This is a genomic window from Kitasatospora sp. NPDC048715 (assembly GCF_043198905.1).
Classification (GTDB): Bacteria; Actinomycetota; Actinomycetes; order Streptomycetales; family Streptomycetaceae; genus Kitasatospora; species Kitasatospora lactacystinica.
This window is the reverse complement of sequence record NZ_JBICVH010000003.1, coordinates 462302-485997: the sequence shown is the minus strand read 5'-3', so window position 1 is coordinate 485997 and position 23696 is coordinate 462302. Positions and strand designations below refer to the sequence as shown.

Here is a 23696-nt window from a genome sequence, read left to right as displayed (position 1 = left end):
TTCAGTCGCCGAGGAACATGAGCCAACTGCCCGGGGTGGCGGCGCAGTTGGCGAGCAGGTTGCGCAGGTCGCGGACGGCCGCCCGCTGCTCCCCGGTGGTGCAGCGGGCGAGCAGCGCGGTGGCTTCCTCGAAGGCGGCGCCGGCGTCCTGCTCGTTGAACAGCGTGTCGCCGTACGGGTCGATCCGGCCGAGCCGGTGGTCGGACGGACGGGCGTGCGCGGCCAGGGCGTCGGCGAGACCGGCGCCGTGGTCGGTGGACAGGTGCAGCAGGTTCGGGCTGGTGCGGCGGCCGTTGTTCGGGCGGCCGTCGTACAGCGCGGCTTCGATCGACAAGTGCGTTACTCCTGGCCGTGGTTGGGAGTTGTGAAACCGGAGTCGGCGCAGCGGGAAGGGATCCCCCGCTGCGCCGGCTCCTCACGTTTTCCGGCCGTCTCCCGGGCTTCTCGGGCCCGTCTTTCGGCTCGTCCTTCGGCCCGTCTTTCGGGCAGGCGGCCCGGTGCCGCGGGTCAGGCCCGGTCGTCGGCGTAGGCGGTGAGCAGGCGGGCCAGGTGCTTGCCGGTGACCAGCAGCGGCTGTTCGCTGCGGGCGACCTGGGCGGCGAGCTCGGCGCCCTCCAGGGTGCTGATCACGGTGCCGGCCAGCTCGCGGGCGTCCTGCTCGCCGATGCCGGCGGCGAGCAGCCGTTCCGCCACGACGGCCCGCCAGTTGGCGAAGGCCTCGGTCACCGCCTCCTCGATCACCGGCACCCGGCCGACCGTCTCCAGGGCCGTGCTGGTGATCGGGCAGCCGTCCTGCCAGTCGGACTCGCGCAGTTCCGTGGCGAGCATCCGGGTGCAGGAGGTCATCGCCTCGCCCAGGTCCGGCGAGGAGCCGAGCCCGGCGCGCAGCAGGACGGCGAACTCCTCGTCCCCGTGCCGGATCGCCTCGGCGGCCAACTCCTGCTTGCCGCCCGGGAAGAAGTGGTAGACGGAGCCGAGGGTGGCCTCGGCCTCGCGGGAGATCTGCTTGATCCCGGTGCCCTCGTACCCCTGGCGCTGCAGCAGCCGGGAGGTGGCCCGGACGATCCGCTCGCGGGTGCCGGGCTTCGCTTCGGCCTTCGCGTTCGTCTTCGAGCTCGTCCTCGCGCTCGTTCTCGCGTCGGCTCTCTCGGGCGTGTTCACGCCGCGATCCTAGCCGAGATTCTGGGTAGAGCGTTCGTTCCAGTCCTGTGCTAGCGTCGGCCCGGCGCTCTGGATAGAGCGTTCGTTCCAGAGGAGGGGAAGCGCATGTCCGTGGAGCAGCAGGCGCGGCGATCAGTGACGGTGATCGGGCTCGGCCCGATGGGGCGGGCCATGGCCGGGGCGTTCCTGGACGCCGGGTACGCCGTCACGGTGTGGAACCGCACCGCCGGGCGGGCCGACGCGCTCGTCGCCCGGGGTGCGCGGGCCGCATCCGACGCCGAGGCGGCGGTGGCGGCGAACGACCTGGTGGTGCTCAGCCTCACCGACTACGACGCGGTGTTCGAGGTGCTGCAGTCGGTCGAGCCGGCGCTGCGGGGGAGGACGATCGTGAACCTCGGCTCGGACACTCCCGGGCGGGCCCGCGAGGCCGCCCGCTGGCTGGCCGAACGCGGCGCCGGCCACCTGACCGGCGGGGTGCAGGTGCCGCCGTCGGGCATCGGCAGCCCCGAGTCGTCCACCTTCTACAGCGGCCCGGTCGAGCTGTTCCGGCGGCACCGGGCCGCCCTGGAGGTGCTCACCGGGGCCGACTACCGGGGCGACGACCCCGGGCTGGCGCAGCTGTACTACCAGATCCAGATGGACCTGTTCTGGTCCTCGATGGTCGGCTACCTGCACGCCACGGCGATCGCCGAGGCCAACGGCATCTCGGCCGAGGAGTTCCGGCCGTACGCCCTGCCCACCGCCTCGCTGGTGCCGCGGATGATCGAGTTCTACGCGCCGCGGATCACCGCCGGGGACCACCGCGGGGACGTCGACCGGCTGGCGATGGCGCTCGCGAGCATCGAGCACGTCCGGGACACCGCGGAGGCCTCCGGGGTGGACGGCGCCCTGCCGGCCGTCCTCGCGGAGGCGGTCCGGCGGGGCGTGGCGGCCGGCGAGGGTGCGGCCAGTCTGAGCAGCCTGGTGGGCCGGTTCCGTCGGGCGTAGCCCTCCGTGCGGACCCGAAGATCGTGTGCCGTCGGCCGTTGTCACGGCCGACGGCCGCTGCCACCATGGCATTCGGCGTCACGGAGGGCCGGCCCGGCGGGCCGGTGACGGGTGTTCGAATCACCAGCTGTCGCGTACGCAACGTAACGTGACATTGTACGCTGGTGTTCTGCACCCACCCGGAGGAACACCATGGCCGACCTCAAATCCCGCACCCTGATCTCCGTACAGGAGCGGCTTCGCGACCAGGTCGCCCACGCACTCCGGGCGGCCCTGATCTCCGGCGAACTGCGCCCCGGCGTGGTCTACTCCGCACCCGCGCTCGCCGCCGACTTCGGGGTCTCCGCGACCCCGGTCCGCGAGGCCATGCTCGACCTCGCCCGCGAGGGCCTCGTCGAGGCCGTCCGCAACAAGGGCTTCCGCGTCACCGAGCTGACCGACCGCGACCTCGACGACTTCACCGAGATCCGCGCCCTGATCGAGGTCCCGACCGTCGGCCGGGTGGCGCGCACCGCCACCAAGGATCAGCTGGAACGGCTGCGCCCGCAGGCCGAGGCGATCGTCGCGGCGGCCCGCAAGCACGACCTGATCGGCTACCTGGAGGCCGACCGCCAGTTCCACCTGGACGTGCTGGGGCTGGCCGGCAACTCCCGCCTGGTCGAGGTCGTCGGCGACCTGCGCAAGCGCTCGCGGCTCTACGGCCTCAACCGGCTCGACGAGCGCGGCGAGCTGGTCTCCTCGGCCGAGGAGCACCTGGAGCTGCTGGACCTGATGCTCGCCGGGGACTCGGCCGGCGCCGAGGCCTGCATGACCCGCCACCTCAGCCACGTCCGCTCGCTGTGGGCCGGCGGCGAGAAGCCCGCCGAGCCGGAGGCCTCGGCCCTGCGACTCGGGGCCCGCCGGAGCTGAACCGCTCGTTCGGGTGAGGACTGAGGATCGGGCGCCGGGAGGCGTCCGAGTTCTACGATGATGCTCTCGACATCGGCAGCCAGGAGGAATTCCATGTCCGCCGCAGCAGTGGAAGAGCCCATGGAGCAGCCGACGCTGCTCGAAGCCGCTGAGCTGATCTCCGAACAGTTCCCCGGCTACCGGGTCGAGATCGTCGGGAGCCAGATCGCCGTGACGCCGCCGCCGAATGCTTCGCACAGCAAGTCGCTGAGCCGCCTGATGCGTGTCCTGTTCGAGGCCGGCCTCGACGGAGGCGGGACCGATGTCCTTCAGGGCGTTGGAATCTGGCTGCCGGACGGGCCATCCGACTATGCGGTTCCCGACCTGGCTGTTGTCGATGCCGACATCGACGATCACCTGATCGAGTACAACTGCTACGACCCGGCGGTCTTCCGGCTCGTTCTGGAAGTCACTTCGTCCAACTACAGCGATGACTTGAAGAAGAAGCCCTTTGTCTATGCGTCGGCGGGGGTGCCGGTCTACGTGATCGTGGACCGGATGAACCAGCGCGTGATGGTGCTGACCGAACCCGACGACGGCGAGTACCGGGTGCACGCCGTCCACCACCCCGGGCAGTCCTTCACCCTGCCGGAGTCGATCGGAGCGTCGGTGACGCTCTCGGTGGACGACGTGCTGACGGCCAAGAAGTAGGTCAGAGCGCCGCCGCGGGCAGGGTCAGCCGGCCGTCGTGGACCTCGGCGACCTGGTCGACGGCCGTCAGGTGGGTGCGGTCGTGGGTGACCAGGACGGTCGCGGTGGCCCGGCGGTGGGTGAGGTCGGTGATCAGGTCCAGGACGGCGGCGCCGCGCTCGTGGTCGAGGGCGCTGGTCGGTTCGTCCACCAGTAGGACGGTGGGGTCGTTCATCAGCGCGCGGGCGATGTTGACCCGCTGGCGCTGGCCGCCGGACAGCTGGTGCGGGCGGCGGGCGGCCTGGTCGCGCAGGCCGACGGCGTCCAGGAGTTCCAGGGCCCGGGGCAGGGCGGTGCGCGGGGCGCGGCCGTCCAGGTGGGCCATCACCTGCAGCTGCTCCACCGCGGTGAGCGAGGGCAGCAGATTGGGCTGCTGGAAGACGATCCCGATCCTGGTGCGGCGCAGCGCGGTGAGTTCCGCCCGGTCGAGGCCCGCGGTGTCGGTGCCGTCGATGACGACCTGCCCGGAGTCCGGGGTGATCAGGGTGGCGGCGACCGCCAGCAGGCTGGACTTGCCGGAGCCGGAGGGGCCGACGACGGCGGTGAGCGAGCCCTTGGGGACGGTCAGCGAGACCTCGTCCAGGGCCGTGAGCCGGCCGTCGCCGTCCGGGTAGGTCAGGGTGATGCGGTCGAGGGTCAGGCTCATCGGGCGCTCCCCAGGGCGGTCAGCGGGTCGACGGAGGTGATCCGGCGGATGGACAGGGCCGCGCCGATCGCGCCGAGGGCGATCATGACGGCGGCGGGCAGCAGGACGGTCGGGGCGTCCAGGACGAAGGGGACGGCGGAGCCGATCAGCGCGCCGAAGCCGGCCGCGACCGCGGTGCCCAGCAGGGTGCCGAGCACCAGCAGCAGGACGGCCTGGCCGAGGGCGTCGCGCAGCAGGTAGCGGGTGGAGGCGCCGAGGGCCTTGAGGACGGCGATGTCGCCGCTGCGCTGGATCGTCCAGACCGTGAAGAACGCGCCGATCACCAGGGCGGAGATGGCGAACAGGAAGCCGCGCATCAGCTGGAGGGAGCCGTTCTCCGAGGTGTAGGAGCCGATCGCGGTGAGGGCGTCGTCGCGGGTGCGGGTCTCGGTGCCGTGGCGGGCGTCGGCGGCGGCCAGGTCGGCGCCCTTCGCCGTGGTGAGGGCGATGACGGTGGCGTGGCCGGTGCCGCCGGGGGCGGCCTGCTGCCAGTCGCCGAGGGAGGTCCAGATCACCGGGGTGTGGCTGTACGCGGCGTCGCCCTGGACGGCGGCGACCCGCAGCGGGTGGCCGCCGAGGGTGAACTCGGCGCCGGGGGCGAGGCCGCCCAGGTTCTCGGCGGCGGTCCTGGACAGCACGGCCTGGCCGGGGGCGATCCGGGTGCCCTGCGGGGCGAGCCCCGAGTCCTCCGGGACGCCGAAGGCGGAGAGCGCGGCGGTGCGCTGCCCGGCGGCGGCCTTGGTGGTGGTGATGCCGAGCGGCTGGGCGGAGGTGACGCCGGGCTCGCGGGCCCAGCCCTGCCACTGGTCGGGGGTGACCTGGGAATCGGTGAAGGAGAGCTTCTGCCCGTCGGCCGGCTTGCCGAAGACCAGGTGGTCGGCGGGCAGGCCGGTGATCGCGGAGATGTTCTGCCGGCCGAGCCCGGCGGTCAGCCCGGACAGCAGGCCGACCAGTACGGTGATCAGCACGATGACGGTCCCCATCAAGGCGAACCGCCCCTTGGCGAACCTCAGGTCCCTCCAGGCGACGAACACGGTGAACCTTCCTCTGCACAGGTGTTTTCGACTCTTCCACCGTCCCGGACGGAGGGGCCCCGGGGCATCGCGCCGGGGATTGCATCCTGGGCATCAAAGGGAAGAGGCCGAGTTCAACCTTTTGATTGATGCCGGACGCCGGCGCGGAACTTAGGCTGGACGGATGGCGACCGAACGATCCAGAACCACCCCCGTCGCCCGCGTCCTCCAGGTCTGCCTGCACCTGCTCGTTGCGGGCCTGCTCGCGCTCGCCGTCGCCCGGGCCGTCTTCGTCGACCGGGGCGGCGATCCCGCCGCCGTCGCCGCCGCGGCCACCGCGATGGCCGCCGTCTACACCGTCGGGCCGCAGCTGGCCGCCGTGCGCCGCTCGCGCCGGGCGGCCGCGCTCTGGCTGGTGCTGCTCGGCGCCACCTGGGCGGGCGTGCTGATCGCCACCCAGGACGGGGTCTGGCTGGCGTTCCCGCTGTACTTCCTGGAACTGCACCTGCTGGGGCGGCGCGGTGGGCTCGTCGCCGTCGGACTGACCGCCGCCGCGTCGATCGCCGCCTGGTCCTGGCACCAGCACAGCTTCAGCTTCGCCGCCTCGATCGGGCCCGCGCTCGGCGCGGCCGTCGCCACCGCCACCGTGCTCGGCTACCAGGCGCTGTACCGGGAGAGCGAGGAGCGCCGCCGGCTGATCGACGAACTGACCGCCGCCCGGGCCGACCTCGCCGCCGCGCACCACGCGGCCGGGGTGCTGGCCGAGCGGGAGCGGCTCGCCCGGGAGATCCACGACACCCTCGCGCAGAGCCTCAGCTCCATCCAGCTGCTGCTGCGGGCGGCCCAGCGGGCCCTGCCGGAGCGCACCGAGGCCGCCGCCGGGTACGTCGAGCAGGCGCGGCAGGCCGCCCAGGACAACCTGGACGAGGCCCGCAGGTTCGTCCGGGCGCTCACCCCGCCCGCGCTGGACGGCGACCCGCTGCCGGTCGCGCTGGAGCGGCTGTGCGCGACGACGACGGCGCACGGCACGCTGCCCGTCCACCTGCACGTCTTCGGCGACCCGGTCCGGCTGCCGGCCGCGCAGGAGGTCGCGCTGCTGCGGATCGCGCAGTCGGCGCTCGGCAACACCGTCCGGCACGCGGGCGCCTCGCGGGCCGACGTGACGCTCAGCTACATGGAGGGCGAAGTGGCACTGGACGTGTACGACGACGGCGCCGGGTTCGACCCGGCGGTGGTGGCGGCCGGCCGCCCCGACGGGGACGGCGGGTTCGGGCTGCCCTCGATGCGGGCCCGGGCGCGGGCGCTCGGCGGCCGCTTCACGGTGGAGTCGGCGCCCGGGCAGGGCACCACGGTGGCGGTGCAGCTGCCCGTCACCCCGGAGGCCGGCCCGTGATCAGGCTGCTCATCGCGGACGACCACCCGGTGGTGCGGGCCGGGCTGCGGGCGGTGCTGGAGTGCGAGCCGGACTTCGCCATCGTGGCGGAGGCGGCCACCGCCGAGCGGGCCGTCGAACTGGCGGCGGAACCGGGCGTGGACGTGGTGCTGATGGACCTCCAGTTCGGGCCGGGCTCGGCGATGAACGGGGCGCAGGCCACCGCGGCGATCACCGCCCGGGCGGGCGCGCCGCGGGTCCTGGTGGTCACCACGTACGACACCGACGCGGACACCCTGCCGGCCCTGGAGGCGGGCGCCACCGGCTACCTGCTGAAGGACGCCCCGCCGGAGGAGCTCGCCCAGGCGGTACGGGCCGCCGCGGCCGGGCGCAGCGCGCTGGCGCCCAGCGTCGCGGACCGGCTGCTGGAGCGGATGCGGACGCCGGCGGCGGCGCTCAGCGCCCGGGAGACCGAGGTGCTGGGGCTGGTCGCGGACGGGCTGACCAACCAGCAGGTGAGCCAGCGGCTGCACCTGAGCCAGGCCACGGTGAAGTCCCATCTGGTGCACATCTACACCAAGTTGGGCGTGGACTCGCGCACGGCGGCGGTGCGCGAGGCACGGCGGCGGGGGCTGATCCGCCGAGCGTAGGGTGGGGGTGTTCCGTACCCGCAGCAGTGTGAGGAGCGCCCGATGACCGTCCGGCTCGACGAGCTCGCCGTCCCCGTGATCGCCGCCCCGATGGCGGGCGGCCCCTCGACGCCCGCACTGGTCGCGGCGGTGAACCGGGCCGGTGGGCTGGGCTTCCTGGCCGCCGGGATGAGGACCGCCGCCGGGATGTCCGAGCAGATCGCCGCGGTGCGGGCGTCGACCGACCGGCCGTACGGGGTGAACCTCTTCGTGCCGGGCACGCCCGGGGACCGGGCGGCCGTCGCCGCCTACCGGGAGCGGCTGCGGCCCGAGGCCGAGCGGTGGGGCGTGACGCTGCCGGAGGAGGACGGGCCGGACCGGGACGACTGGGAGGCCAAGCTGGCCGCGCTGCTCGCGGACCCGGTGCCGGTGGTCTCGTACACCTTCGGGCTGCCGACGGCCGAGGAGGCGGCGGCGCTGCGGGCGGCCGGGACGACCCAGATCGGCACCGTCACCACGCCGGAGGAGGCGCGGGCGGCGCAGGCGGTCGGGATGGACGCGCTGTGCGTGCAGGGCCCGGAGGCGGGCGGCCACCGCGGCACCCACCGGGTGACGGACGAGCCGGGGGAGCTGCCGCTTCTCGACCTGCTGGCCGCCGTGCGGGAGGTGACGGCGCTGCCGCTGATCGCCGCGGGCGGGCTCGGCGACGGCCCGGCCGTCGCGGCGGCCCTGCGGGCGGGAGCGGTGGCGGTGCAGCTGGGCACGGCCCTGCTGCGGTCGGACGAGTCCGGTGCCGCGGCCGCCCACCGGGCCGCGCTCGTCGAGCTGCCGGAGACGGTCGTCACCCGTGCCTTCACCGGCCGCCCGGCCCGCGGCCTGCGCAACGCCTTCATCGACCGCCACGGCTCGTACGCCCCGCCCGCCTACCCCGAGGTCAACCGCCTCACCACCCCCCTGCGCGCCGCCGCCGCCCGCCGCGGCGACACGGCCGCCATGCACCTCTGGGCCGGCACCGCCCACCACCTGGCCCGCACGGGGCCTGCGGAGCAGATCGTCGCGGAGCTGTGGCAGGCGGCGCGGGGGTAGGGCGTCGGGGGCGCGCAGGACTCGGCGTGTTGTCCCTCGCAGGGGTGGATTGAGCGGGAATTCGCGGGGCGTAGTTGGACCGAGGTGCGAGCCGAGGTCGTGAAGCGGTTTCCCGAGCTGGTGACGCCGGAGGCGGAGACGAGGCGGGCGCAGGTCCGCCAGGAGATGCTTGCTCAGATTCGGGGGCATGAGCTGGCCGAGATGCGGAAGTCGGCCAACCTCACCCAGAAGGAGGTGGCGGCGCTGATGGGCGTGAGTCAGGCGCGGGTGTCGCAGATCGAGCACGGGCAGGTGGACAGCCTGGACAACCTGCGGGCGTATTCGGCGGCGATCGGCGGCGAGGTCGAGGTGACGATTCGGCGAGGGGAGCGGACGATCAAGGTGGCTTGATCGTCCGCTGCCTCCTCAGGACAGCAGGTCCGCCATCCAGGATTCGACGTCGGTGGCGGTGCGGGGGAGGGCGCCGGACATCAGGTGGGCGCCGTCGGCGGTGATGACCAGGTCGTCCTCGATGCGGATGCCGAGGCCGCGGAGTTCGGCGGGGAGGGTCTCGTCGTCGGGCTGGAGGTAGAGGCCGGGCTCGACGGTGAGGACCATGCCCTCCTCCAGGGTGCCGTCGAGGTAGCGGTCGGCGCGGGACTTGGCGCAGTCGTGGTAGTCGAGGCCGAGCATGTGGCCGCTGCCGCAGAGGGTGTAGCGGCGGTAGAGGCCGTTGTCCTCGGCGAGGGCCTCCTCGGCGGAGACGGGCAGGACGCCCCAGTCGGCGAGGCCTTCGGCGATGACCCGCATGGCGGCGCGGTGGAAGTCGCGGAACCGGGCCCCCGGGCGCAGTGTGGCGATGCCGGCGCTCTGGGCGGCGAGGACGAGGTCGTAGGCCTGGCGCTGGACCGGGGTGAAGGTGCCGCTGAGCGGGAGGGTGCGGGTGATGTCGGCGGCGTAGAGGGTGTCGGTCTCGACGCCGGCGTCCAGGAGGAGCAGGGAGTTCGGGTCGAGGGCGCCGTCGTTGCGGATCCAGTGCAGCACGCAGGCGTGGGCGCCGGAGGCGGCGATGGTGGTGTAGGAGGTGCCGTTGCCCTCGGCGCGGGCGCGCAGGTCGAAGACGCCCTCGATCCAGCGCTCGCCGCGGTGGTGGCGCAGTGCGGTGGGCAGGGCGCGGACGACGTCCTCGAAGCCGGTGGTGGTGTGGTCGACGGCCAGTTGCAGCTGTCCGATCTCCCATTCGTCCTTGACCAGGCGCAACTCGGAGAGGACGGCGGCCAGTTCGCTGTCCCGGTGGTCGCCGTTCGGGCGCCCGGTGGCCTCGTCGACCAGCGGGTCGGTGCCGGCCAGCACCCGGGTGGGCGGCTGGGGGCCGGTGAGCAGTTTGCCGAGGTCGTCGAGGTGTTCGGTGCGCACCCCGGTGAGCTGTGCCGCCTCGGCGAGGTCGGGCCGGGCGCCGACCCAGAACTCGCCGTAGCGGCGGTCGCGGTAGAACTCGCCGCCGTCGCGGGGGGAGCGGGGGCGCAGGTAGAGCACCGGCTCGTGGCCCTCGGGGCCGGCCGGTTCGAGGACGAGGACGTGGTCGGCCTGGTCCTCGCCGGTGAGGCCGGTGAGCCAGACGTACGCGCTGTGCGGGCGGAAGCGGTAGTCGAGGTCGTTGCAGCGGACCTTGAGCCGGCCGGCCGGGACGATCAGCCGCTCGCCGGGGAAGGCGGCGGAGAGCCGGGCGCGGCGGCCGGGGAAGCGGTCGTGGCCGGGGACGCGCAGGTCGGTGGGAATGGGGGTGGCGGCCCACCGGGTGCCCATGAACGAGGCGAGGGCGGGGGAGACCGGGAGGTCGTGGCTCCCGGTGTTGAGGCCGGTCGGGGGAAGGGTCACCGGTGAACTCCTTGGTGGGGCTGGGGAGATGCCTGGCACGGACACAGCTCGGTAACGGGAGCCGTCACCTCTTGTGCAGTGCAATTTCACATTACTATGTTACGGGTCACACAGCGCAGCGGCCAGATCCGGCGGATCGGGCCCCCCACAGCGGAGTTGCACATGACCAGGCGCACCCACGCCGCCCTCGCGGCGGCCCTCGCGGCGACCCTCACCCTCGGCCTCGGGGCCTGCTCCAACGACAAGAGTGACAGCGGCAGCGACGCCGCCCCCTCCGACGGCAAGGGCCCGGGCGCCGCGTCCGGCTCGGTCATCGGCGGCACCCCCGTCAAGGGCGGCACCCTCACCGTCCTGACCAACCAGGACTTCGCCCACCTCGACCCGGCCCGCAGCTGGGTGGTGCCGCACATGGACTTCGGCACCCGGCTGCTCTACCGCACCCTGACCACCTTCAAGGCCGAGCCGGGCGCGGCGGGCAGCGAGATCGTCCCGGACCTCGCCACCGACCTCGGCAAGTCCTCCGAGGGCGGCAAGGTGTGGACCTTCACCCTCAAGGACGGCCTCAAGTACGAGGACGGCACGCCGATCAAGTCCGCCGACATCAAGTACAACGTCGAGCGGTCCTACTCCCCGGACCTCACCGGCGGCCCCGACTACGCGATCCAGTACCTGGCCGGCGGCGAGAACTACAAGGGCCCGCTGAACGGCGAGCACCTGGCGAGCATCGAGACCCCGGACGACAGGACGATCGTCTTCCACCTGAAGCGCCCGGTCGCCGAGTTCTCCTCCACCGTCTCGCTGCCGACCTTCTCCCCGGTGCCGCAGTCCCAGGAGAAGGGCACCCAGTACGACGCCCGGCCGTTCTCCTCCGGTCCGTACAAGATCGAGACCTACGACCGCGGCAAGCAGCTGGTGCTGGTCCGCAACACCAACTGGGACCCGGCCACCGACACCGTCCGCAAGGCCTACCCGGACAAGGTCGTGGTCACCCAGGGCATCAAGGGCGGCCAGGCCGACGACCGGATCATCGCCAGCGACGGCGCCGACGCCAACGCGATCAACATGCCGTGGATGGCGCACGAGACCGTCGCCAAGGTGCTGCCCAAGCCGGACGTCAAGGCCCGGATGGCCGCCGAGGTCACCGGCTGCACCGACATGCTGTACATGAACACCGCCAAGGCCCCCTTCGACGACCCGAAGGTGCGCGAGGCGATGATGTGGGCGGTCGACCGCGAGGGGCAGGTGACGGCCTTCGGCGGCCCGGCGATGGCCGACGTGGCGACCTCCTACCTGCCGCCCTCGCTGACCGGCGGCGTCAAGTCCGACCCGCTGAAGGTCCCGGCGGCCGGCGACCCGGAGAAGGCCAAGAAGCTGCTCCAGGAGGCGGGCAAGAGCGACCTCAAGGTCTCGCTCACCGTCTCGCTCGGCGACAAGAGCCGTGCCGAGGCGATCCAGCAGTCGCTGTCCAAGGCCGGCGTCCAGGTCACCATCAACACCACCGACCCGTCCGCCTTCCAGGACACCGTCGGCGACATCAAGAACGCCCCCGACCTGACCATCAGCGGCTGGTGTCCCGACTACCCCTCCGGTGCGACCTTCCTGCCGTTCCAGTTCGACGGCCGCACCATCAAGGAGAAGGGCAACCAGGGCAACCTGAGCCAGTTCAAGGACCAGGCCACGATGGACCGGATGGACCAGATCGCGGCCATGACGGACGTCAGCGAGGCCAACAAGGCCTGGCAGCAGCTGGACCAGGACCTGGCGAAGAAGGCCCCGGCCGTCCCGCTGATCTGGCAGCGCCGCCCCCTGCTGGTCGGCACCAACGTGGCCGGCGCCTTCGGCAACTCGGGCTTCGCCGGGATGCTCGACCTGGGTGCCATCGGCCTCAAGGACCCCGCCAAGGGCAAGTGAGGGGCCGGCAGCGATGAGTACCACCACTGAGCCCGCCGCCGTGGCCGACGCCACGGCGGGGGGCGCCAAGAAGAGTGCCGGGCGCGGGCCCTGGCGGCTGGTCTGGGACCAGCTGTGGGCCAAGGGCTCGGCCCGGTTCGGGCTGATCACCGTCGGCGTGCTGATCCTGATCACGGCGCTGGCCGGACCGCTCAGCGCGCTCGGCGGCTGGACCCCCGAGGAGTTCGACAAGCGCGCCGTCGACCCGTACCTGGGCGGCGTGCCCAGGGGCGACTTCGGCGGCATCAGCGCCCGGCACTGGCTGGGCGTCGAGCCGGGCAGCGGCCGCGACCTGTTCGCCCGGGTGCTGCACGGCGGTCAGGTGTCCCTGCTGATCGCGTTCACCGCGACCGCGGTGGTCGTGATCGCCGGCACCCTGGCCGGCATCGCGGCGGGCTACTTCGGCGGCCGCGTCGACACGCTGCTGTCCCGGCTGATGGACCTCACGATGTCCTTCCCCTCGCTGATCTTCATGATCGCGATGATGTCGGTGGCCAAGGACGTCAACCGGATCCTGCTGATCACCCTGGTGATCGGGCTGTTCACCTGGCCCGGCATCGCCCGGGTGGTGCGCGGCCAGACCCTCTCGCTCAAGCACCGCGAGTACGTCGAGGCCGCCAAGGTCGGCGGGGCGCGCTCCTGGCGGATCCTCACCCGCGAGATCCTGCCGAACGTCTCCGGCCCGATCATCGCCTACACCACCCTGCTCATCCCCGGCATGATCGCCACCGAGGCCGCGCTCAGCTACCTCGGCGTGGGCGTCCGCCCGCCGACCGCGTCCTGGGGCCAGATGATCGCCGAGAGCATCGTGCACTACGAGACCGACCCGACCTACTTCCTGATCCCGACCGCCTTCCTGTTCGTCGCCGTGCTCGCCTTCACCCTGCTCGGGGACGCGCTGCGCGACATCCTCGACCCCCGGGGAGGCCGGTCGTGATCCTCTACCTCGGCCGCCGCCTGCTCGGTGTGGCGGGCATCCTGCTCGCCATCTGCGCCATCACCTTCACCATCTTCTACCTGCTGCCCAACGACCCGGCCGCGGCCGCCTGCGGCAAGACCTGCAGCCCCGAGCGGCTCGCCGACGTCAAGGCGGCGATGGGCCTGGACAAGCCGGTCTGGGACCAGTTCCTGGCCTACCTCGGCGGCATCTTCGCCGGCCGCGACTACGGCTCCGGCCCCAGCGCGGTGCACTGCGGCTTCCCCTGCCTCGGCTACTCCTACGAGTACGGGCTGCCGGTCTGGGACCTGCTCACCGACCGGCTGCCGGTCTCCGTCTCGCTGGCCCTCGGCGCGGCCGTGCTCTGGCTGGTCCTCGGCCTCGGCGCGGGCGTCACCTCGGCGCTGCGCAAGGGCCGACCGGTCGACAAGACGCTGATGGTGCTGTCCGTCGGCGCCGCCTCGCTGCCGGTCTACTTCACCTCGATCATGCTGATCTGGGGCGTCGTCAGGACGGCCGGGCTGCTGCCCTACCCCTCGTACCACAAGTTCACCGAGAACCCCTTCGAGTGGGGCTCCAACCTGCTGCTGCCGTGGATCGCGCTGGCCCTGCTGTACGCGGCCATGTACGCCCGGCAGAGCCGCAACTCGATGATCGAGGCGATGGCCGAGCCGTACATCCGCACCGCCCGGGCCAAGGGCCTGCCGCCGCGGACGGTCACCGTCAAGCACGGGCTGCGCGCCGGGATGACGCCGATCCTGACCATCTTCGGCATGGACCTCGGCGGCCTGCTGGCCGGCGCGGTCATCACCGAGTCGATCTTCGGCCTGCCGGGCGTCGGCCGGCTGTTCTACGACGGCCTGGCCCGCTCCGACCAGCCCGTCATCCTCGGGGTCACCCTGCTCGCGGCCTTCTTCATCGTCGCGGCGAACCTGCTGGTCGACCTGCTCTACGCGTTCGTCGACCCGAGAGTGAGGTACTGATGACCAGGCTGTTGGAGGTCGAGGACCTCAAGGTCGCCTTCGACACCCCGCGCGGCACCGTCCGCGCGGTGGACGGGATCTCCTTCGTCGTCGAGGCCGGGCGCACCCTCGGGCTGGTCGGCGAGTCGGGCAGCGGAAAGTCCGTCACCTCGCTCGCCGTCATGGGCCTGCACCGCGGCGCCGCCGTCACCGGCTCGATCCGGCTGAACGGGCAGGAGCTGAACGGGCTCGGGGAGCGGGAACTGGGCACCGTCCGGGGCCGCCGGATCGCGATGATCTTCCAGGACCCGCTGTCCAGCCTGCACCCCTTCTACACCGTCGGGGAGCAGATCGCCGAGCACTACCGGGTGCACTTCAAGGCCAACCGCAAGGCCGGGCGGGCCAAGGCGGTGGAGATGCTGGCCGAGGTCGGCATCCCGGAGCCGGCCCGCCGGGTCGACGAGTACCCGCACCAGTTCTCCGGCGGCATGCGCCAGCGCGTCATGATCGCCATGGCGCTCGCCTGCGAGCCCGAGCTGCTGATCGCCGACGAGCCCACCACGGCCCTCGACGTCACCGTCCAGGCGCAGATCCTCGACCTGATCGCCCGGATCCAGCAGGAGCGCGGCCTCGGCGTCGTGATGATCACCCACGACCTCGGCGTGGTCGCCCGGGTCGCCCACGAGGTGCTGGTCATGTACGGCGGCCGGGCCGCCGAACAGGCCCCGGTGGACCGGCTGTTCGCGCAGCCCGCGCACCCGTACACGCGCGGCCTGCTGGACTCGCTGCCGCGCCTGGACGACGCCGACGACGCCCCGCTGCGGGCCATCCCCGGCAGCCCGCCGTCGCTGATCGCCCCCGCCCCCGGCTGCTCCTTCGCCCCGCGCTGCGCCCGCACCACCGCGGCGTCCGCCGAGGAGCACACCCGCTGCCTGGCCGAGCGCCCCGTGCTCGACCGGCTCGCCCCCGGCCACCAGGCCGCCTGCCACCTGCCGCTGGTGCCGGAAGGGGTGCTGTGATGACCACACCGTCGACGAAGGGCGCGACCGCGCCGCTGCTGTCCGTCCGGGACCTGGTGAAGACCTTCCCCGGCCGGCGCGGCCGCACCGGCCGGCCCGGGGCGCCGATCCGGGCGGTGGACGGGGTGAGCTTCGACGTCGGCGCGGGCGAGACGCTCGGCCTGGTCGGCGAGTCCGGCTGCGGCAAGTCCACCACCGGGCGGATGATCGTCCGGCTGCTCGACCCGACCTCGGGCACCGTCACCTTCGACGGCACCGAGATCGGCGGGCTCTCCCAGGCCCGGCTGCGCCCGCACCGGCGCGACCTCCAGATGGTCTTCCAGGACCCGTACTCCTCGCTCAACCCCCGCCAGACGGTGGCCCGGATCATCTCCGAGCCGCTGCTGGTCCAGGGCGGGAGCGCGGCGGACGCGCGCAAGCGGGCCGGCGAGCTGATGGAGCTGGTCGGGCTGATCCCCGAGCACCTGGACCGCTACCCGCACGAGTTCTCCGGCGGCCAGGCCCAGCGCATCGGCATCGCCCGCTCGCTGGCCACCTCGCCGCGGCTGGTGATCGCCGACGAGCCGGTCTCCGCGCTGGACGTCTCCATCCAGGCCCAGGTGGTCAATCTGATGGAGCGGCTCCAGAAGGAGCTGGGGCTGGCGTACGTGTTCATCGCGCACGACCTCTCGGTGGTCAAGCGGGTCTGCGACCGGGTCGCGGTGATGTACCTGGGCCGGATCGTGGAGATCGGCGACAAGGCCGAGGTGTACGGCGCTCCCGCGCACCCGTACACCAGGGCGCTGCTGTCCGCCGTCCCGCTGCCCGACCCGGAGGCGGAGCGCAACCGGGAGCGGATCGTGCTGCTCGGCGACCCGCCGAGCCCGGCCGACCCGCCGCCCGGCTGCACCTTCCACCCGCGCTGCCCCAAGGCCCAGGACATCTGCCGGACCGAGCGGCCGCTGCTGAGGATCGCCGGGCCCGGCGAGCGGCAGGCCGCCTGCCACTTCCCGGAGGCCTGAGGCCGCACAAGCCCCCGGTCGGACGCGGCGGGGAACCCTGCGAGGGCCGCGTCCGGCCGGGTTCCACCCTTTCCCCGCCCACTCTCCGCGCTCGGCCCTGCTGCCCGCTCACTCCTCGGCGGGCAGCAGGCCCTCCTCCGGCAGCAGCCGGCGAGGGCCGGGCCCCTCGGCGGCCAGCTCGTCCCCCGGGTTGAGCACCCGGCAGCGGCGCAGCGACACGCAGCCGCAGCCGATGCAGCCGGTCAGTTCGTCCTCCAGCCGCTCCAGTTCGGCCCGGCGGGCGCGCAGCTGCTCGGCCCAGCGCAGGGAGATCCGCTCCCAGTCGTGCTTGCCGGGCATCCGGTCCTCGGGCAGGCCGGTGAACACCTCGGCGACCTCGGAGAGCGGGATGCCGAGCCGCTTGGCGACCAGGATGAGCGAGATCCGGCGCAGCACGTGCCGCCGGTAGCGCCGCTGGTTGCCCGTCGTGCGCTCGGAGGAGATCAGCCCCTGGTCCTCGTAGAAGCGCACCGCCGAGGTGGCGATCCCGGCCCGCCGGGCCACCTCGCCGACGCTCAGCAGATCGACCGGCGCGGTGGTCATGGCGGCTCCTTGACTTCAAGTTCTCTTGAAGTCCTAGCGTACCGGACGTGACCGAATCAGCTGCCGTCGACAACGACACCACCACCGCCGAGCTGGACAGTTACCCGTCGGAGTCGCCGTCCGCGGGAGCCCCCGGCGGGTGGCGCGAACTCTTCTCCCGCCGCTACGCCGCCTCCGCCTCGATCCTGGCCGGCGGCGTCGCGCTGTACGCGATGAACCTCTACTTCACCGCCGCCCTGATGCCCTCGATCGTCGCCGACATCGGCGGCGAGCGGTACTACGCGTGGGTGGCCACCGGCTTCCTGATGGCCGCCGTCATCGCCTCGATGCTGGTCAGCCGGCTGCTGGACCGCCTCGGCGCCGCCCGGGCCTACGTGCTGGGCTTCCTGGTCTTCGGCGCCGGCGCGGTGGTCAACGCGCTCAGCCCGTCGATGGCGGCGCTGATCCTCGGCCGGGTGGTGCAGGGCCTCGGCGGCGGGCTGGTGGCCGGGCTCGGCTACGCCGTGATCCGCAGCGCCCTGCCGGAGCGGCTGTGGACCCGCGCGGCCGGACTGGTCTCCGCGATGTGGGGCGTCGGAACCCTGGTCGGACCGTCGCTGGGCGGGCTCTTCGCCCAGCTCGGCGCCTGGCGCGGGGCGTACGTCCTGCTGCTGGTCGCCGCGCTGGTGCTGGCGGTCCTGGCCCGCCGGGTGCTGCCCGGGCGCCCCGGCGCGGGGCACGGCAGCGGCCCGGTGCCGCTGCCCTCGCTGCTGCTGCTCACCCTGGCGGCCGCCGCCTTCAGCGTCAGCTCGACGGTGCCCAGCGGCTGGCCGACGGCCCTGTGCCTGCTCGCCGGACTGGCGCTGCTGGTGGGCTTCGTGGCGGCCGAGCGGCGCGGGGCGGCCACGGTGCTGCCGCAGCAGACCTACCGGGCCGGCAACCCGCTGAAGTGGCTCTACCTGACCGTCGCGGTGCTCTGCGCGGGCGTGGTGACGGAGAACTTCATCCCGCTGTTCGGCCAGCAGCTGGGCGGCCTCTCCCCGCTGGTGGCCGGGTTCCTCGGGGCCACGACCTCGGCCGGCTGGACCACCGCCCAGCTGTTCAGCGTCGGGATCGGGACGGCCCGCGGCCGGGCCCTGGCGATCCGCGTCGCACCGCTGGTGCTGGTCGGCGGGCTGCTGGTCTACGGGCTGACGCAGACCGGGCACGCCTCCGGGCCGCGGGTGGTGCTGTGGGCGGTGGCGCTCTTCGGCGCCGGCACCGGGATAGGCCTGGCCTTCCCGCACCTCAGCGTGGCCGCGATGCGCAGCAGCGGCGACCCGGCGGAGGGCGGCAAGGCGGCCGCGGCGATCAACACCACCCAGCTGATCGCCTTCTCGGTGACCTCGGCGCTGGCCGGCACCCTGGTCAACCTGGGCGGGGACACCCCGGTCGACTCGGCCCGGTACATGACCCTGGGGATCGCCGCGATCACCGCCCTCGGGGTGGCCACGGCCGCGCGCACCGCCCGCAGCCTCGGGCGCTGAGCCGGGGCGGGCACGGGCGGGCCCCGTGGCGGGCACGAGCGGGGTAAGAGCGGGCCCCGACGGGGCGGGCACGAGCAGGCCCCGGATCCCTTGTCGTCGGGGGGATCCGGGGCCTCTTCCGCGGGGCTTCCCGGCTCAGGAGGCCGGGCCCACCCGGACGGTGGTGATCTTCCCGCCCTGGGACTCCCGGACGACCTCGATCTTCGTGTTGGTGTCCGGCACCTTCACCGTCAGCTGCGGCGTGGCCGGGTCGCCGTAGACCCCGGTGCGGTCGTTGAAGACCGGGACGGCCGGCTTCGACGGGATGCGCACCGCGACGCCGCCCTTGTGCAGGGTGAACGGCGTGGTCGGCTTGAGCGAGAAGGTCGCGTCGTAGGTCTGCGCCCGCCCGTTGACCAGCGTCCCGTCGGCGAAGCGGATCGGCGCCGGGCGGGCGTCGATCGGCAGGATCAGCCCGCCGCCGGGGTGGTCCTTGGTGTTGTTGTCACCGTACGAGGTGTCCCACAGCCAGATCAGGACGCCCTCCTGGTACGGGTAGTTGTCCACCACGTTGGCCTTGCCCGCGACGCCGCTGTAGCCGAAGTTGTACGGGCCGGTCTTCAGGAACGCCCCGTAGCCGGTGTAGCGGCGGTTCTCGGCGAGGTACGCGCGCGGGTGCTGCTTGACGGCGGTGCGGCCGTCGATGGCGGTGAAGCCGTTGGCGGTCCAGCCGTTCGCGCCGTTCTCGGCGCCGTCGGTGAACAGCTCGGCGCCGCCGGCGGTGGCCTTGACAGCGTCCACCAGCACGCCCCGGCCGTGGGTGTTGCTGTCCGAGGTGACGTGGAAGCGCAGCCGGACCTGCTGGCCGAGGTAGCCGTCCAGCGGGATGTGCAGCTGCTTGTAGGCGCCGGACGCGCCGCTCAGCCCGGGGGTGTTGGCGCTGGTGTTGCCGATCGGGGCGCCGTCCACGGTGCCGCCGAGGGCGGTCCAGTGCTTGCCCTCGTCGGTGGAGGCCTCGACGGTCAGGAAGTCGTAGTCCTGCTCGGTGTCGTACCAGACCGCCGCGTCCAGGGCGGCCGGACCGGCGGCGGTGCGCAGGTCGACGTCCCGGGTCAGGGAGTTGTCCTGGTTGTCGCCGGTGTCGCTCCACCACTGCCTGGCGCCCTCGTACGGGTCGGCGAGGTCGGTGCGGGTGGTGCCGTCCGGCAGGTGGACCAGGACGGCCTGGGCCTGGTCGGTGTTGTAGCTGCTCACGCCGAGGGCGTGGGTGGAGCGGGTGGCGGCCTGCGCCTCGTCGTAGTCGAGCCAGCCGAACTGCAGCTTGCTCCAGGCGTCGAGGTCGCCGGGGTAGCCGCCGGTGGTGTTCGGGCCCTTGCCCAGGTACGAGCCGGAGGACATCAGCGACCAGAAGTTGACGCTGTTGTCACCGCCGTTGGTGGGGTAGAGGTCGGGCAGGCCGAGGTTGTGGCCGTACTCGTGGGCGAACAGGCCGACGCCGCTGTTCTCGCCCCCCTGGACGTAGTCGTAGACGTACAGGCCGGTGTCGCCGACGGGGGCGCCGCCGATCTTGTTGCCCTCCGGGCCGGTCTGCCCGGTCGCGTCCGGGAAGGTCCAACTGCGGTGCGCCCACAGCGCGTCGGCGCCCTGGGCGCCGCCGCCCCAGGTCTCGTCCACGCCCGCGTGCACCACGACGACGTTGTCCAGGTAGCCGTCCGGCTGGGCGAACTCGCCGTCCTTGTCGTGGTCGTAGCGGTCGTAGACGTCGTACTGGGCGAGCTGCGCCTTGATGTCGGCGGCGGAGCGGCCCTTGGCGATCTCGCCGTCGTACCAGGCCTTGACGGCGTCCCGGACGAACTCCTGCCCCTGGGTCCAGGCGCCGGAGCCCTGCGGGCCCTTGTTGCTGCCGTAGCGGGCCTCGTTGTACGGGAGGGTGACCCAGTCGCTGACGGTGCCCTCGACGTCGTACCGGCCGGAGGACTGGGTGCGGTAGTAGTTGCGCATCGACACGGCGCCGGGCGAGTCGTCGAAGAACAGCTTCTGGTAGTAGTCGCGGTTGAAGTCCTGCGACCACAGGGTGTGGTTGTCGTCCTTGCCCGGCTTGGGGATCAGGTTGTGGGCCGGGCCGGGGGTGCCGCCGTAGCGGGGCTGGCCGTTCCACTGGGTGGTGTTGTCCACCTCGTCGCCGAACTGGGCGAGGATCACGAAGACCTTGTCCGTGCGCTGGTGCGCGAGCTGGACGTAGTCGTTGCCGATCTTCACCTTCGCCGGGGCCCGCTTGCCGGCGCTCTTGGCGACGGAGCCCTTGTTGAGCTGCTCCAGGGCCTTGCCGCGCAGCGCCTGGCGCTCGCGCTCCTGGGGGGCCAGCGGGGCGGGCGGGGCCTCGGCGCCCTGTTCGGCGTCGGCCTGGGCCGCGGCGAGGGCGGCGGGGGTCGGGGGTGCGGCCTGGGCGGGGGTGCCCAGCAGGGTGGCCGCTATCGCGCCGGTGGTGAGCGCGGCGGCGAGGGCGGCGGACAGTCTGCGCAACTGACCGGTCCTTTCGGGGGGATGGGGGTCCTTCAGGTCATCAGTCGGTGAAGCGCAGGTAATATTTCACATGTGACGGGTCACGTGGAAGAGGTGTGGAGCAAGCGGAAGGGCGCCGCACCAGGAGGTACGACGCCCTTGGCCTGCCGGACCGTCAGCCGGTGGTGTACTCCAGGGCCACGCTGACCACCACCAGCGCGCCGTACACCAGCGCGAGGGTGCTCCGCCCGGTGGCGTGCAGGGCGAGCGCGCCGGTGCCGAGGACCAGCAGCTTGACCACGATCTCCGCACCGACCGGCAGCCGGACGGCGGGCCCGCCCGCGGCCAGGAACAGCGCCCAGACGCCGGCTGCCAGGGCCGGAGCGCCGAGCCCGAACAGCAGCCGCAGGCCGGTATTCGGGCCGGCCTGGAAGCCCCAGTAGCAGAGCGACGCCAGCAGGGCGAGCTCCAGCCCGAAGGCGAGTCCGGCGTTGCCCGCGGTCAGTGGCGTCCACTGCCGCCGCCCGACCGGGCCGGGTCGGTCGATCCTCATCCGCGTTCTCCCCGTCGTCCTGGCCCGCCCGGACCGGGCGGCGATCGTGCGGAGTGTCGCAGTCCGGCCCGGGCGGTGCAACGGACTACCCCAGGGACGCCCGCAGGAAGGCGAGTTCGGCCTCGGCGAGCTGCTCCATCAGGCCGCCCGGAGTCATGTGGGTGGCCCCGGGCAGCGGCAGCACGCTGTGCGGCCGGCCGGCCCTGGTGAGCGCCTGGGAGAGCAGCAGGGTGTGCGAGGGGTGGACGTTGTCGTCGGCCAGCCCGTGGATCAGCAGCAGCGGCCTGGCCAGGCCGGGCGCGTCGGTGATCAGGCAGTCGTCGGCGTAGCCCTCGGGGTTGTCCTGCGGCAGGCCGAGGTAGCGCTCGGTGTACGCGGTGTCGTAGAGCCGGAAGTCGGTGGGCGGGGCGCCCGCGCAGGCGGCGTGGAAGACGTCCGGGCGGCGCAGGACGGCGAGCGCCGCGAAGTAGCCGCCGTAGGACCAGCCGCGCACGCCCACCCGGCCGAGGTCGAGGTCCGGGTGCCGCTCGGCGAGCGCGTGCAGGGCGTCGACCTGGTCGTCCAGCGCCACCTGGGAGAAGCGGCGGAAGATGGTGCGGGTGAACTCGGGGGAGACGAACGGGGTGCCGCCGTTGTCGACGGTGACGACCGCGAAGCCCTGGTCGGCCCACCACTGCTTGAGCTGCCAGCGGCGCGGCTCGTTGGCCACCGCCTGGTAGCCGGGCCCGCCGTAGACGTCCAGCAGGACGGGCAGCCGCCGGCCCGGGACGTGGTCGCGCGGGTAGACCACGGCGCTGGGCAGGGCGCGCCCGGTGACCCGGGCGAGTCGCGGTTCCACCCGGTGGGGCAGCGCGGCGCTGTGGTCGGTGAGCGGCAGCTCGCGGCCGTCGCGGCTGACGACGCGCCGCACGCCCTCCGGGCCGGCCGAGGTGAGCAGCAGGGTGTCGGCGGCGGCGAGGGCCGTGTGGGTGCCGGGGCCGGAGGCGAGCGGTTCGGGGGCGCCGCCGTCCGGGTCGACCAGGTGGACGTACTGGTCGAAGGGGTCGCCCTCGCCGGTCTCGCAGAGCAGCCGGCCGTTCAGCCGGCCGACGACCCGGCGGATCTGCAGGCCGGCGGTGTCCAGCGGCTTGCCGTCCAGCGCGAGGCCGCGGGCCTGCGGGGTGTCGTGGACGGTGAGCAGCCGGCCGTCGGCCAGCCGGGCCGGGGTGCCGGGCAGGTCGTCCACCCAGAACTCGTCGGTGGTGCGGGAGAGTTCGGTGCTCGTGCCGGTGGCCGGGTCGACGCTCAGCAGCAGCACGTTCTGCTGCAGGCGGTCGGCGACGGTGAGCAGCACCTCCTCGGCGGAGGCCCAGGAGGCGGCGCAGACGTACGGGAACTCCTCGGCGTCCCAGCGCAGTCGGACCCGGGTGCCGTCGAGGCCGAGCACCCAGAGCTGGACGTCCGCGTTGGGGCCGCCGGCCTGCGGGTAGGCGAAGTCCTCGGGGGCCTCGCCGGGGTGCGCCGGGTCGGCGAAGTAGCGCCGGGGGACGGCGGATTCGTCCACCCGGGCGGCCAGCAGCGCGCCGCCGTCCGGGCGCCACCAGTGGCCGCGGGAGCGGCCGAGCTCCTCGGCGGCGGCGAATTCGGCGACGCCCCAGCGGGCGCCGTCGACGGGGGAGAACGGTTCGAGGGCCGGGGTGACGTACAGGGCGTCCTCGGCGACGTAGGCGACGCGCTGCCCGGTGGCGTCCGGCCGGGGGTCGAACGCGGGCCCGGCGACGGGGAGTTCGTCGCTGGTGCCGGCGGTGGTGTCGGTGCGGAACAGTCGGCCGTCCAGGGTGAAGACGGCGGTGGCGAGGTCGGCGGTGGCGGCGTACGTGCCGATGCCGGCGGCGACCAGCCGGGTGCGCTCGCGCAGCCGGCGCTCGACGACGGGCAGGTCGTCGCGGCGGCCGGTGCGGCCGGGCAGCAGCGCGGCCGGGTCGGCGACCAGGCGCTCCTCGCCGGTCGCGGTGTCGAGCAGGTGGAGGCGGTCCACCGGATCCTCCGGACCGGTGGAGCGGAGCAGCAGCAGCCGGGTACCGTCCTCGGCGAGGGTGTACGCACGCGGCGCGCCGAAGGCGAACCGGCCGGTACGGGCGCTGAGGGCAAGGAAGGCGTCGGTGTTGGTCACGGCCCGATGGTGGTCGCGAGGTGTGGGCCCCGACCAGTAGTCTGTCATGTGAAATGTCACACATCAGTGCGTGCCGGTGTCGACCGGCCCGCCGAGACGTCGAGCCACCGGCGCGCCGCCCACCGG

General features: G+C 73.3%; 22 protein-coding genes. 13 read left to right on the top strand and 9 right to left on the bottom strand.

From position 1 onward, the window contains the following. Position 1: 1 nt before the first annotated feature. Both ACGFSC_RS08885 and ACGFSC_RS08880 read right to left on the bottom strand, forming a co-directional pair. Positions 2-334 carry a hypothetical protein gene (locus ACGFSC_RS08885; protein WP_359901125.1) on the bottom strand — a complete coding sequence of 111 codons (333 nt, stop codon included), beginning with the start codon at positions 332-334 and terminating at the stop codon, positions 2-4. A 173-nt stretch (positions 335-507) separates the two neighbouring features. Next, positions 508-1065 carry a TetR/AcrR family transcriptional regulator gene (locus tag ACGFSC_RS08880; protein ID WP_359901262.1) on the bottom strand — a complete coding sequence of 186 codons (558 nt, stop codon included), beginning with the start codon at positions 1063-1065 and terminating at the stop codon, positions 508-510. Positions 1066-1266: 201 nt separating this feature from the next. On the opposite strand from ACGFSC_RS08880, the gene ACGFSC_RS08875 reads away from it, so the two are divergent. The 3 genes from ACGFSC_RS08875 to ACGFSC_RS08865 all read left to right on the top strand — a co-directional run bounded on the left by ACGFSC_RS08875 (position 1267) and on the right by ACGFSC_RS08865 (position 3747). Next, a complete protein-coding gene (locus tag ACGFSC_RS08875; RefSeq protein WP_359901123.1) occupies positions 1267-2148 on the top strand; it encodes an NAD(P)-binding domain-containing protein in 882 nt (293 codons plus the stop codon). Between the two features lie 192 nt (positions 2149-2340). Beyond that, positions 2341-3057 carry a GntR family transcriptional regulator gene (locus tag ACGFSC_RS08870; RefSeq protein ID WP_359901120.1) on the top strand — a complete coding sequence of 239 codons (717 nt, stop codon included), beginning with the start codon at positions 2341-2343 and terminating at the stop codon, positions 3055-3057. Between the two features lie 93 nt (positions 3058-3150). Then, positions 3151-3747, top strand: coding sequence for a Uma2 family endonuclease (locus tag ACGFSC_RS08865; protein ID WP_359901117.1), 597 nt, complete (start codon positions 3151-3153; stop codon positions 3745-3747). 1 nt (position 3748) lies between these two features. Here ACGFSC_RS08865 and ACGFSC_RS08860 read toward each other — a convergent pair whose 3' ends face one another. Next, positions 3749-4432 carry an ABC transporter ATP-binding protein gene (locus tag ACGFSC_RS08860; RefSeq protein WP_359901114.1) on the bottom strand — a complete coding sequence of 228 codons (684 nt, stop codon included), beginning with the start codon at positions 4430-4432 and terminating at the stop codon, positions 3749-3751. After that, positions 4429-5505 (bottom strand): ABC transporter permease, encoded by a 1077-nt coding sequence (locus ACGFSC_RS08855; protein ID WP_359901111.1) that lies wholly within the window; start codon positions 5503-5505, stop codon positions 4429-4431. Before ACGFSC_RS08855 ends, ACGFSC_RS08860 begins: the two co-directional genes overlap by 4 nt. Positions 5506-5668: 163 nt before the next feature. On the opposite strand from ACGFSC_RS08855, the gene ACGFSC_RS08850 reads away from it, so the two are divergent. The 4 genes from ACGFSC_RS08850 (at position 5669) to ACGFSC_RS08835 (ending at position 8961) form a co-directional block, all read left to right on the top strand. Further along, positions 5669-6877 carry a sensor histidine kinase gene (locus ACGFSC_RS08850; protein ID WP_359901109.1) on the top strand — a complete coding sequence of 403 codons (1209 nt, stop codon included), beginning with the start codon at positions 5669-5671 and terminating at the stop codon, positions 6875-6877. Next, positions 6874-7506, top strand: coding sequence for a response regulator transcription factor (locus ACGFSC_RS08845; protein WP_359901106.1), 633 nt, complete (start codon positions 6874-6876; stop codon positions 7504-7506). Before ACGFSC_RS08850 ends, ACGFSC_RS08845 begins: the two co-directional genes overlap by 4 nt. A 42-nt stretch (positions 7507-7548) precedes the next feature. After that, positions 7549-8571: a nitronate monooxygenase gene (locus tag ACGFSC_RS08840; protein ID WP_359901103.1), complete on the top strand. Its 1023-nt coding sequence runs from the start codon at positions 7549-7551 to the stop codon at positions 8569-8571. Positions 8572-8670: 99 nt separating this feature from the next. Then, entirely contained in the window at positions 8671-8961 is a 291-nt protein-coding gene (locus tag ACGFSC_RS08835) for a helix-turn-helix transcriptional regulator (protein WP_359901100.1), read from the top strand. Between the two features lie 15 nt (positions 8962-8976). On the opposite strand, the gene ACGFSC_RS08830 is transcribed toward ACGFSC_RS08835, so the two are convergent. Then, a complete protein-coding gene (locus tag ACGFSC_RS08830) occupies positions 8977-10428 on the bottom strand; it encodes an aminopeptidase P family protein (RefSeq protein WP_359901097.1) in 1452 nt (483 codons plus the stop codon). A gap of 162 nt (positions 10429-10590) precedes the next feature. Here ACGFSC_RS08830 and ACGFSC_RS08825 point away from each other — a divergent pair, with 162 nt between their 5' ends. The 5 genes from ACGFSC_RS08825 to ACGFSC_RS08805 are packed head-to-tail and all read left to right on the top strand — an operon-like array spanning position 10591 to position 16297. Continuing rightward, a complete protein-coding gene (locus ACGFSC_RS08825) occupies positions 10591-12339 on the top strand; it encodes an ABC transporter substrate-binding protein (RefSeq protein ID WP_359901094.1) in 1749 nt (582 codons plus the stop codon). 13 nt (positions 12340-12352) lie between these two features. Next, entirely contained in the window at positions 12353-13315 is a 963-nt protein-coding gene (locus ACGFSC_RS08820; protein WP_359901091.1) for an ABC transporter permease, read from the top strand. Beyond that, a complete protein-coding gene (locus ACGFSC_RS08815; protein ID WP_359901089.1) occupies positions 13312-14298 on the top strand; it encodes an ABC transporter permease in 987 nt (328 codons plus the stop codon). The genes ACGFSC_RS08820 and ACGFSC_RS08815 overlap by 4 nt, the downstream gene beginning before the upstream one ends. Then, the gene (locus ACGFSC_RS08810) at positions 14298-15296 is read left to right on the top strand and encodes an ABC transporter ATP-binding protein (RefSeq protein WP_359901086.1); all 999 of its coding nucleotides are present in this window, start codon (positions 14298-14300) and stop codon (positions 15294-15296) included. The genes ACGFSC_RS08815 and ACGFSC_RS08810 overlap by 1 nt, the downstream gene beginning before the upstream one ends. Then, entirely contained in the window at positions 15296-16297 is a 1002-nt protein-coding gene (locus ACGFSC_RS08805; RefSeq protein ID WP_359901083.1) for an oligopeptide/dipeptide ABC transporter ATP-binding protein, read from the top strand. Before ACGFSC_RS08810 ends, ACGFSC_RS08805 begins: the two co-directional genes overlap by 1 nt. A gap of 108 nt (positions 16298-16405) precedes the next feature. Here ACGFSC_RS08805 and soxR read toward each other — a convergent pair whose 3' ends face one another. Continuing rightward, the gene (gene soxR, locus ACGFSC_RS08800; RefSeq protein ID WP_359901080.1) at positions 16406-16879 is read right to left on the bottom strand and encodes a redox-sensitive transcriptional activator SoxR; all 474 of its coding nucleotides are present in this window, start codon (positions 16877-16879) and stop codon (positions 16406-16408) included. Between the two features lie 47 nt (positions 16880-16926). Between soxR and ACGFSC_RS08795 the strand changes: the two genes are divergently transcribed. Continuing rightward, on the top strand, positions 16927-18384 hold the full coding sequence (locus ACGFSC_RS08795; protein WP_359901077.1) for an MFS transporter: 1458 nt from the start codon (positions 16927-16929) through the stop codon (positions 18382-18384). 135 nt (positions 18385-18519) lie between these two features. Here ACGFSC_RS08795 and ACGFSC_RS08790 read toward each other — a convergent pair whose 3' ends face one another. The 3 genes from ACGFSC_RS08790 to ACGFSC_RS08780 all read right to left on the bottom strand — a co-directional run bounded on the left by ACGFSC_RS08790 (position 18520) and on the right by ACGFSC_RS08780 (position 23570). Next, positions 18520-20886, bottom strand: a complete 2367-nt coding sequence (locus ACGFSC_RS08790) for an immune inhibitor A domain-containing protein (RefSeq protein ID WP_359901075.1) — start codon at positions 20884-20886, stop codon at positions 18520-18522. Positions 20887-21040: 154 nt separating this feature from the next. After that, positions 21041-21418, bottom strand: a complete 378-nt coding sequence (locus tag ACGFSC_RS08785; protein ID WP_359901072.1) for a YrdB family protein — start codon at positions 21416-21418, stop codon at positions 21041-21043. A gap of 85 nt (positions 21419-21503) precedes the next feature. Continuing rightward, the gene (locus ACGFSC_RS08780; RefSeq protein WP_359901069.1) at positions 21504-23570 is read right to left on the bottom strand and encodes a prolyl oligopeptidase family serine peptidase; all 2067 of its coding nucleotides are present in this window, start codon (positions 23568-23570) and stop codon (positions 21504-21506) included. Between the last annotated feature and the right edge of the window lie 126 nt (positions 23571-23696).

Coding starts and splice junctions, on each gene's coding strand:
- ACGFSC_RS08825 (WP_359901094.1), top strand. CDS start 10,591: ATGACCAGGCGCACCCACGCCGCCCTCGCGGCGGCCCTCGCGGCGACC.
- ACGFSC_RS08785 (WP_359901072.1), bottom strand. CDS start 21,418: ATGAGGATCGACCGACCCGGCCCGGTCGGGCGGCGGCAGTGGACGCCA.
- ACGFSC_RS08865 (WP_359901117.1), top strand. CDS start 3,151: ATGTCCGCCGCAGCAGTGGAAGAGCCCATGGAGCAGCCGACGCTGCTC.
- ACGFSC_RS08850 (WP_359901109.1), top strand. CDS start 5,669: ATGGCGACCGAACGATCCAGAACCACCCCCGTCGCCCGCGTCCTCCAG.
- ACGFSC_RS08810 (WP_359901086.1), top strand. CDS start 14,298: ATGACCAGGCTGTTGGAGGTCGAGGACCTCAAGGTCGCCTTCGACACC.
- ACGFSC_RS08805 (WP_359901083.1), top strand. CDS start 15,296: ATGACCACACCGTCGACGAAGGGCGCGACCGCGCCGCTGCTGTCCGTC.
- ACGFSC_RS08875 (WP_359901123.1), top strand. CDS start 1,267: ATGTCCGTGGAGCAGCAGGCGCGGCGATCAGTGACGGTGATCGGGCTC.
- ACGFSC_RS08820 (WP_359901091.1), top strand. CDS start 12,353: ATGAGTACCACCACTGAGCCCGCCGCCGTGGCCGACGCCACGGCGGGG.
- soxR (WP_359901080.1), bottom strand. CDS start 16,879: ATGACCACCGCGCCGGTCGATCTGCTGAGCGTCGGCGAGGTGGCCCGG.
- ACGFSC_RS08870 (WP_359901120.1), top strand. CDS start 2,341: ATGGCCGACCTCAAATCCCGCACCCTGATCTCCGTACAGGAGCGGCTT.
- ACGFSC_RS08840 (WP_359901103.1), top strand. CDS start 7,549: ATGACCGTCCGGCTCGACGAGCTCGCCGTCCCCGTGATCGCCGCCCCG.
- ACGFSC_RS08860 (WP_359901114.1), bottom strand. CDS start 4,432: ATGAGCCTGACCCTCGACCGCATCACCCTGACCTACCCGGACGGCGAC.